Source organism: Pantoea sp. Taur, from assembly GCF_009830025.1.
Lineage (GTDB): Bacteria > Pseudomonadota > Gammaproteobacteria > Enterobacterales > Enterobacteriaceae > Pantoea > Pantoea communis.
This window is the reverse complement of sequence record NZ_SZZZ01000004.1, coordinates 414,337-421,430: the sequence shown is the minus strand read 5'-3', so window position 1 is coordinate 421,430 and position 7,094 is coordinate 414,337. Positions and strand designations below refer to the sequence as shown.

Here is a 7,094-nt window from a genome sequence, read left to right as displayed (position 1 = left end):
AGTCCTGAAGGGACGTTGAAGACGACGACGTTGATAGGCCGGATGTGTAAGTGCAGCGATGCATTGAGCTAACCGGTACTAATGACCCGTGAGGCTTAACCTTACAACGCCAGAGGCGTTTTTGAGAGACGCGAGTAGATTTTCAGCTTTGTTCATCCGGATAAAAGAATTAGCGATGTCCTGCGGAGTTAAGTCCGAAGGATTTTGCGCTGAGGCAAGGCGCCGACCGAGACGGAACGAAGGAGCATACTGAGGTATGTGACTGAGTTACGCGAGGGAGAGCAACGCAGCATCAGCACAAAAGACACAGGACAGAGCACAAGAATTTGCCTGGCGGCTGTAGCGCGGTGGTCCCACCTGACCCCATGCCGAACTCAGAAGTGAAACGCCGTAGCGCCGATGGTAGTGTGGGGCCTCCCCATGCGAGAGTAGGGAACTGCCAGGCATCAAATTAAGACTCATTCGTGAGTCGTGACCTTTCAGGTGACCCTGAAAGGGCGAAACACCCGAAGTCAGAACGGTTTTCTGATTTTGGTACAGAATCGGTGGAGCGGTAGTTCAGTTGGTTAGAATACCTGCCTGTCACGCAGGGGGTCGCGGGTTCGAGCCCCGTCCGTTCCGCCACTTAATTGAATAGCCCTGACTTAATAAGTCAGGGCTTTTTCATGTGCAAAATTCAGTGTTAATTATTGATTTAAACGCAATATTCTTCTGCTTATAAGCGGATTTTTCGTCAACAATAAAGCTGCCAAAATACTTCCCATCGCAATAATCCACAAACGATGAGGAAATCATGACAATCCCAGCCTTTGGTTTAGGTACTTTTCGCCTGCAAGATGATGTTGTAATCCATTCCGTGAAAACGGCACTGGAACTCGGATACCGTGCGGTCGATACTGCCCAAATCTATGAAAATGAAGCAGCTGTTGGTCAGGCTATTGCTGAAAGTGGCATAGCTCGTCATCAACTCTTTATTACTACCAAGATCTGGATCGAAAACCTATCGGCTGAAAAGCTAATACCGAGTTTGCAGCAAAGTCTGTCAAAACTGCGCACCAATTATGTTGATCTTACATTGATCCACTGGCCTTCACCCGGCGCAGTAGTATCGGTAAAAGAGAGTATGCAGGCATTAATGGCTGCGAAAGAAGCAGGGCTGACGCGTCAAATCGGCATTTCAAACTTCCCGATTGCGTTGATGAAAGAGGCCATTGCCGCAGTTGGCATTGAAAATATCGCCACCAACCAGATTGAACTCCATCCCTTCCTGCAAAACAGCGAGGTAGTTGAATTTGCTAAGCAGCAAGGAATGCACATCACGTCTTACATGACTCTGGCTTACGGTGAGGCACTAAAGGATGCGACCATCCAGTCGATTGCACGCAAACATCAGGCGACACCGGCACAAATCGTTCTGGCGTGGGCGATGCAATCTGGCTTCAGCGTGATCCCTTCTTCGACTAAGCGCGATAATCTGGCCAGCAATATGGATGCTGCTAACTTAACGCTTGATGCGGAGGATATGAAAATCATTTCATCACTGGATCGCCAGCAGCGGTTGGTCAGCCCTGAAGGATTGGCTCCGGACTGGGATTAAGTGACGAAGTATTCAGCCCTGCATTCGCCAGGGCTGTTGCTTCACCCACTCACTGAGAAAGTCGATAAAAGCACGTGCACGTTGGCTAACGCCCAGATCGCTGTAATAGACCGCGTTGAACGGCATCGCTACGGGTACTCGCTGTTGTGCCAACACCTCAATAAATGTCCCATCCGCGATTTCACTGTCTACCATATAATCTGACAAACAAGCGATACCTTGATCATCGAGACAAAGTTGTTTAATAGTTTCACCGCTGTTTGAGGACATTCCCGGCACGATGTCATAAAGGTCATGACCATTCTCAGACACAGGCCAACGGTTCAGGCGCAGCGGTTCTACAAATCCAAGGCATTCATGATTTATCAAATCCGATGTAGAGAGGGGGACACCCCTTTTCGCCAGATAAGCCGGAGTTGCTACCAATTTGCGATAGCTGATAAACAGCAAACGTGCTCGTAAGGTCGAATCCGTCAGGTTGCCTGCGCGAATAGCTACATCGACTTTACGTTCAATCAGATTGATAAAGCTCTCCGACGAGATAAGCGACAGGGTGACGTCGGGGTAGCGCTCACGGAAGGGTTTAATCATCGGCAGAATCAAATGCAGAATGACCGGCGTGGCTGCGTCTATGCGCAGAAGACCTTGCGGAGCTTGCTGTCGTTCCATTAACTCATTTTCAGCAGTCGACATCTCCTGTAGGAGCTTCTGAACGCGTTTAAAGTAGTGCTCACCTTCCTGAGTGAGTGCGAGCTGCCGGGTGGTGCGCGTGAGTAAAGCCACTCCAAGTTTGTTCTCCAGTTTTTTGACAGTGCGACTCACAGCCGAATTCGCCATCTGCAGTTGTTCCGCCGCACGGCTAAAACTGCCGCTTTCTACCACAGCAATAAAAACTTTCAACTCATCCGACGATGCTTTCATTATGCTCTCCTAAGCAAAAGTCTATTCTCACTTTGCATCTTTTTGTCATTAAAGCATGAGTCGATAATGGCGCCCATCAAAACATACATGGGAGTCAATCATGCCACTTGCACTCTGGGCGCTGACTATCAGCGCCTTCGCTATCGGAACCACTGAGTTCGTGATCGTAGGCTTAATCCCTACGATTGCGGAACAACTTAACATCACGCTACCTTCAGCAGGTATGTTGGTCTCAATTTACGCCCTTGGTGTCGCCGTGGGGGCGCCAGTGCTGACTGCTTTAACCGGCAAAGTGCCGCGCAAGCCACTGCTGATAGGGCTGATGGTGCTTTTTACGGTGGGCAACCTGGTCGCCTGGTTGGCACCGAACTATGAGACGTTGGTCGTTGCTCGCTTGCTAACGGGATTAGCACACGGTGTATTCTTCTCGGTCGGTTCAACGATTGCGACCAGTCTGGTGAGTAAGGAGAAGGCTGCAAGTGCCATCGCCATCATGTTTGGCGGTCTGACGGTAGCATTGGTAACCGGAGTGCCCTTGGGTACACTGATTGGTCAGCACTTTGGGTGGCGTGAAAGTTTCCTCGCAGTTTCCTTGTTAGGTGTCATCGCTTTAGTCAGCAGCATGGTACTGATACCGCGTAATGTTGCGCAGCCACCTGTTACCACTTTGGCACAGCAAGCGCGGGTCATGGTGAACCCACGCCTGCTATTAATCTATGCTATTACCGCGTTGGGCTACGGCGGTGTGTTTACTGCCTTTACTTTCCTGGCGCCGATGATGCAGTCATTAGCCGGTTTTTCCCCGACAGCGGTCAGTGTCATTCTGCTGGGGTATGGTATCTCCGTCGCCATCGGCAATATCTGGGGCGGCAAGCTAGCCGATCGTCACGGAGCTGTACCCGCATTAACGCTGATCTTTAGCGCATTGGCGGTATTGCTGTTGATATTCCAGTTTACGGCTAATGCACACTTTATGGCGCTGGCAACGGTGCTGGTAATGGGGATTTTTGCCTTCGCTAACGTACCGGGCCTGCAGGTCTATGTGGTGCAGAAGGCTGAGTCCTATGCGCCTGGTGCAGTTGATGTGGCGTCAGGACTGAATATCGCGGCGTTTAACATCGGGATTGCACTAGGGTCATTGGTTGGTGGTCATATTGTCGAACACTATGGTCTGGCTCAAACCCCCTGGGTTGGTGCTGTCATTGTTTTTATCGCGCTATTGCTGGTAAGACTGAGCGGTCAGCTCGACAAACCCCGTACTGCATTTGCCACGGAATAATGAGGTCAACAACCCGCTAAAGGGCGGGTTGTTACCGTAATATGCTGTGAAGCTAATTCCGACAATTAACAACGCCAATTGAAACCCTGTCCTAAAATCCCTATAACTGTCAGGTGAAGTTGTAGTCGTAAATCAGCCAGGCGGGAAAGTGCGAAAGAAAACATATGCAATGCGTTATACAGCGGGTCAGCCTGCAGAGCGGATATTTCCGCCTGGGGCGATGTTGCATCTGGGACAGGCGCTGCCGCCTGGTGCACCGTTACCTGCGGATCCTGCATTGCGGGTTTTAGTCTGGAATATCTTCAAGCAGCAGCGGGCTGATTGGATGTCCGTACTGCAGGGTTTCGGCAAAGATGCTCACCTTGTTTTACTTCAGGAAGCACAAACCACCCCTGAGTTGGTCAAATTCGCCACCAGTAACTATCTGGCGGCCGATCAGGTACCTGCCTTCGTCTTACCCCAACATCCCTCCGGCGTGATGACGCTCGCTTCTGCGCATCCTGTGTATTGCTGTCCACTGCGTGAACGCGAACCTTTGTTACGCCTGGCTAAGTCGGCGCTGGTGACGGCCTATCCACTGCCGACCGGCGAAATGCTTATGGTGGTCAATATCCACGCGGTGAATTTCAGCCTTGGCGTGGATGTCTACAGCAAGCAACTTGGTCCGATTGGCGAACAGATTCAACATCATCGCGGACCGGTGATCATGGCCGGCGATTTCAATGCCTGGAGCCGTCAGCGCATGAACGCGCTGTATCGCTTTGCCGAAGAGATGGCATTACACGAAGTGAATTTCACGGATGACCATCGGCGTAAAGCGTTTGGCCGTCCGTTAGATTTTGTCTTCTACCGTGATATGAAAGTCAGCGAGGCTTCTGTGCTGGTCACGCGCGCCTCTGATCACAACCCACTGCTGGTTGAGTTCAATTCAACGTATCCCATCGGGCGTTAATGCCATCTGTCAGACAATTGAGTGAAAAACAGGCTGAAGCGAATCGGCGAGAAGAGTTGCGGACAGCAGAAAATGAAAAAGGCTGACAAAAGTCAGCCTTTTCGACGCATTAGGTATCAGGTGTTGCGCTATTCTTCACAAACAGCGTGAGCTTATCGCCCGGCTGAATGTCTTTAGCGTCACTGTTCCAGCGCATAACATCCTGGGTGTTCACACCATGACGTTTTGCAATACTGGCAAAAGAATCACCCTTACGAACACGGTAGGTGATGCTGTTGCCGTTATCAGCCAACTGCGTTGCTTTGCCGCCCACCGTCAATTTCTGACCGATGCGTACTGAAGCACTACGCAAGTTGTTCTGCTGTTTCAGTGCACTGACGCTGACGCCAAGCTTGTTAGCAATTGCTGACAAGGTGTCGCCTTTACGTACCGTGTAGTTGTTTCCTGCTGCACTGACTTTCGCCATTTCAACAGGCTGCACGGATGCAATGTCACCGGATGCCAGTGAATTGCGCAGCTTAGCAACGTTGGACTTAGGCACCATAATATAGTGCGGTCCGTTTGGCGCAGTGGTGCCATTTTTATAACCGGCGTTGAAGCTCTTCAACTTGTTGAGCGACATGCCGGCCATATCTGCAGCCTGCGTCAGTTCAATTTGCTGTCCCACTTCCACACGTGCTAAAGCACGGCTTTCGTTCGGGGTCGGCAATTTGATACCGTACTGCTTGTTGTTCTTGAGGATTTCACTCAAGGCCAACATCTTAGGTACATAGACCGTGGTTTCGCGTGGTAACGATAAGTGCCAGAAATCAGTCGGCTTGCCGCGCGCCTTATTCTGTTTTATCGCTTTCAGCACGCGTCCTTCACCGCTGTTATAGGCGGCCACTGTTAACAACCAGTCACCGTCAAACATACCGTTCAGACGCTGCATCATATCCAGCGCAACTTTGGTCGAGGCCACCACATCGCGGCGTCCGTCATACCATTGGTTCTGTTTCAAACCATAGTTTTTGCCCGTTTGTGCAACAATCTGCCAGATGCCAGCGGCATTCGCAGAAGATGTTGCATGTGGGTCAAAAGCGCTCTCCACTATGGGTAGCAGTACCAGTTCCATCGGCATTTTACGTTTCTGTATCTGCTCGACAATCCAGTACATGTACGGCTCTGCCCGTAATGTTACATCGTGGAGATAGCTCTTATTTTTTAAAAACTTTGTTTTTTGTTCGCGGATCCGGGGGTTTTCCGGAATCCCCATCTTCAACTCGTCACTAATGTGATTCCAGAGATCGGTATCTTCTGCGAGGCTTGTTCCATCATCCTGCCAGCGCTGCGATAATAATTGATCTCCGTACTTTCCATTTTCACCTTGACCAGCTGAAGACAGGCTCTGTGCATGCTGTACGGGGATGTTGGCGTCATTCCTTGATGCCTGACATCCTACCAGCAAGACCGAGGCGAGTAAGATCGCTTTAGCCTTCATGTGTGTGTCAATAGTTCGCTTAAAAGACGAGCAACTATACGTTAGGGGTACACACAACACAACCTTAAATATCAAAAACGGTCTTTCTTCTCGCGTAGATCAGCGAAAGTTTGCCATAACGGGGAGGAAGCAACATTAGTCCCCAAAGCCTTTTGTAAATCAGCATCTTGCGTACGGAGAAATAAATTTATATCCCGCTCAAGTGCCAGTTTTGTAGGCAAAGTGATGTGGTTTTCTGCGCGTAAGTCCTTAATTTGCTGATACCTTGCCAAAATTTTCGGGTCATGAGGCAGAATAGCCGCAGCAAACTTCATATTGGATAAAGTGTACTCATGAGCGCAGCAAATCAAGGTGTCCGCAGGGAGTTGGTTAAGCTTTTGAAATGAATCAAACATTTGCTCTGCTGTGCCTTCAAATAATCTTCCACAGCCGCCAGAAAACATCGTGTCACCACAGAAAAGATAAGGTGAACTGAAATATGAGATATGTCCTAAAGTGTGTCCGGGTGTTGCGATGACACGGAAATCTAGCCCAAGCAGGGTAAATTCATCATTCTCAGAGACGATGTGTTTTGCCCCCTTATCCGCGGTTTCCTCTGGTCCGTAAACCGCGATATTGGGATAGTGTTGCAATAATTCGGCGACACCGCCGACATGATCGTGATGATGATGCGTGAGTAAAATGGCCACCGGTTGCCACTTGTTGACTCTGATTTTATCCAGCACCGGTTGAGCCTCGCCGGGATCGACGATCAGACAGTTTTTATCATCGTCCGTCAGTGTCCAGATGTAGTTATCCTGCAACGCGGGAATACTGGTAAGATTCATAAACACCTCTCAGGTCGTAGAAAAAGGATGATGGTAGA

6 protein-coding genes, 1 tRNA gene and 2 rRNA genes are annotated in these 7,094 nt (G+C 49.9%); 6 read left to right on the top strand and 3 right to left on the bottom strand.

Features of this window, described 5'->3' with window-relative positions:
- From FD744_RS08775 to dkgB, 4 genes are all read left to right on the top strand, one after another.
- Window positions 1-103: ribosomal RNA gene (locus tag FD744_RS08775) — 23S ribosomal RNA — on the top strand; the annotation flags it as partial.
- Between the two features lie 226 nt (window positions 104-329).
- Window positions 330-445 (top strand): 5S ribosomal RNA (rrf, locus tag FD744_RS08770).
- Between the two features lie 102 nt (window positions 446-547).
- A tRNA-Asp gene (locus FD744_RS08765) sits at window positions 548-624 on the top strand.
- A 169-nt stretch (window positions 625-793) separates the two neighbouring features.
- Window positions 794-1,597 (top strand): 2,5-didehydrogluconate reductase DkgB, encoded by an 804-nt coding sequence (dkgB, locus tag FD744_RS08760; protein ID WP_160867999.1) that lies wholly within the window; start codon window positions 794-796, stop codon window positions 1,595-1,597.
- Window positions 1,598-1,609: 12 nt separating this feature from the next.
- Here dkgB and yafC read toward each other — a convergent pair whose 3' ends face one another.
- Entirely contained in the window at window positions 1,610-2,518 is a 909-nt protein-coding gene (yafC, locus tag FD744_RS08755) for a DNA-binding transcriptional regulator YafC (protein ID WP_058961576.1), read from the bottom strand.
- A gap of 100 nt (window positions 2,519-2,618) precedes the next feature.
- Here yafC and FD744_RS08750 point away from each other — a divergent pair, with 100 nt between their 5' ends.
- Both FD744_RS08750 and FD744_RS08745 read left to right on the top strand, forming a co-directional pair.
- On the top strand, window positions 2,619-3,797 hold the full coding sequence (locus tag FD744_RS08750) for an MFS transporter (RefSeq protein WP_160867998.1): 1,179 nt from the start codon (window positions 2,619-2,621) through the stop codon (window positions 3,795-3,797).
- 148 nt (window positions 3,798-3,945) lie between these two features.
- Window positions 3,946-4,749, top strand: a complete 804-nt coding sequence (locus FD744_RS08745; protein ID WP_160867997.1) for an endonuclease/exonuclease/phosphatase family protein — start codon at window positions 3,946-3,948, stop codon at window positions 4,747-4,749.
- Window positions 4,750-4,858: 109 nt separating this feature from the next.
- Here the strand turns inward: FD744_RS08745 and mltD are convergent, their stop codons facing one another.
- Window positions 4,859-6,229 (bottom strand): murein transglycosylase D, encoded by a 1,371-nt coding sequence (gene mltD, locus FD744_RS08740; RefSeq protein ID WP_034825415.1) that lies wholly within the window; start codon window positions 6,227-6,229, stop codon window positions 4,859-4,861.
- A 71-nt stretch (window positions 6,230-6,300) separates the two neighbouring features.
- The gene (gene gloB, locus FD744_RS08735) at window positions 6,301-7,056 is read right to left on the bottom strand and encodes a hydroxyacylglutathione hydrolase (RefSeq protein WP_160867996.1); all 756 of its coding nucleotides are present in this window, start codon (window positions 7,054-7,056) and stop codon (window positions 6,301-6,303) included.
- Window positions 7,057-7,094: the final 38 nt, after the last annotated feature.

Bases quoted from the DNA above. Each gene is read 5' to 3' on its own strand.
- dkgB (WP_160867999.1), top strand. From the start codon at position 794: ATGACAATCCCAGCCTTTGGTTTAGGTACTTTTCGCCTGCAAGATGAT.
- yafC (WP_058961576.1), bottom strand. From the start codon at position 2,518: ATGAAAGCATCGTCGGATGAGTTGAAAGTTTTTATTGCTGTGGTAGAA.
- FD744_RS08750 (WP_160867998.1), top strand. From the start codon at position 2,619: ATGCCACTTGCACTCTGGGCGCTGACTATCAGCGCCTTCGCTATCGGA.
- mltD (WP_034825415.1), bottom strand. From the start codon at position 6,229: ATGAAGGCTAAAGCGATCTTACTCGCCTCGGTCTTGCTGGTAGGATGT.
- gloB (WP_160867996.1), bottom strand. From the start codon at position 7,056: ATGAATCTTACCAGTATTCCCGCGTTGCAGGATAACTACATCTGGACA.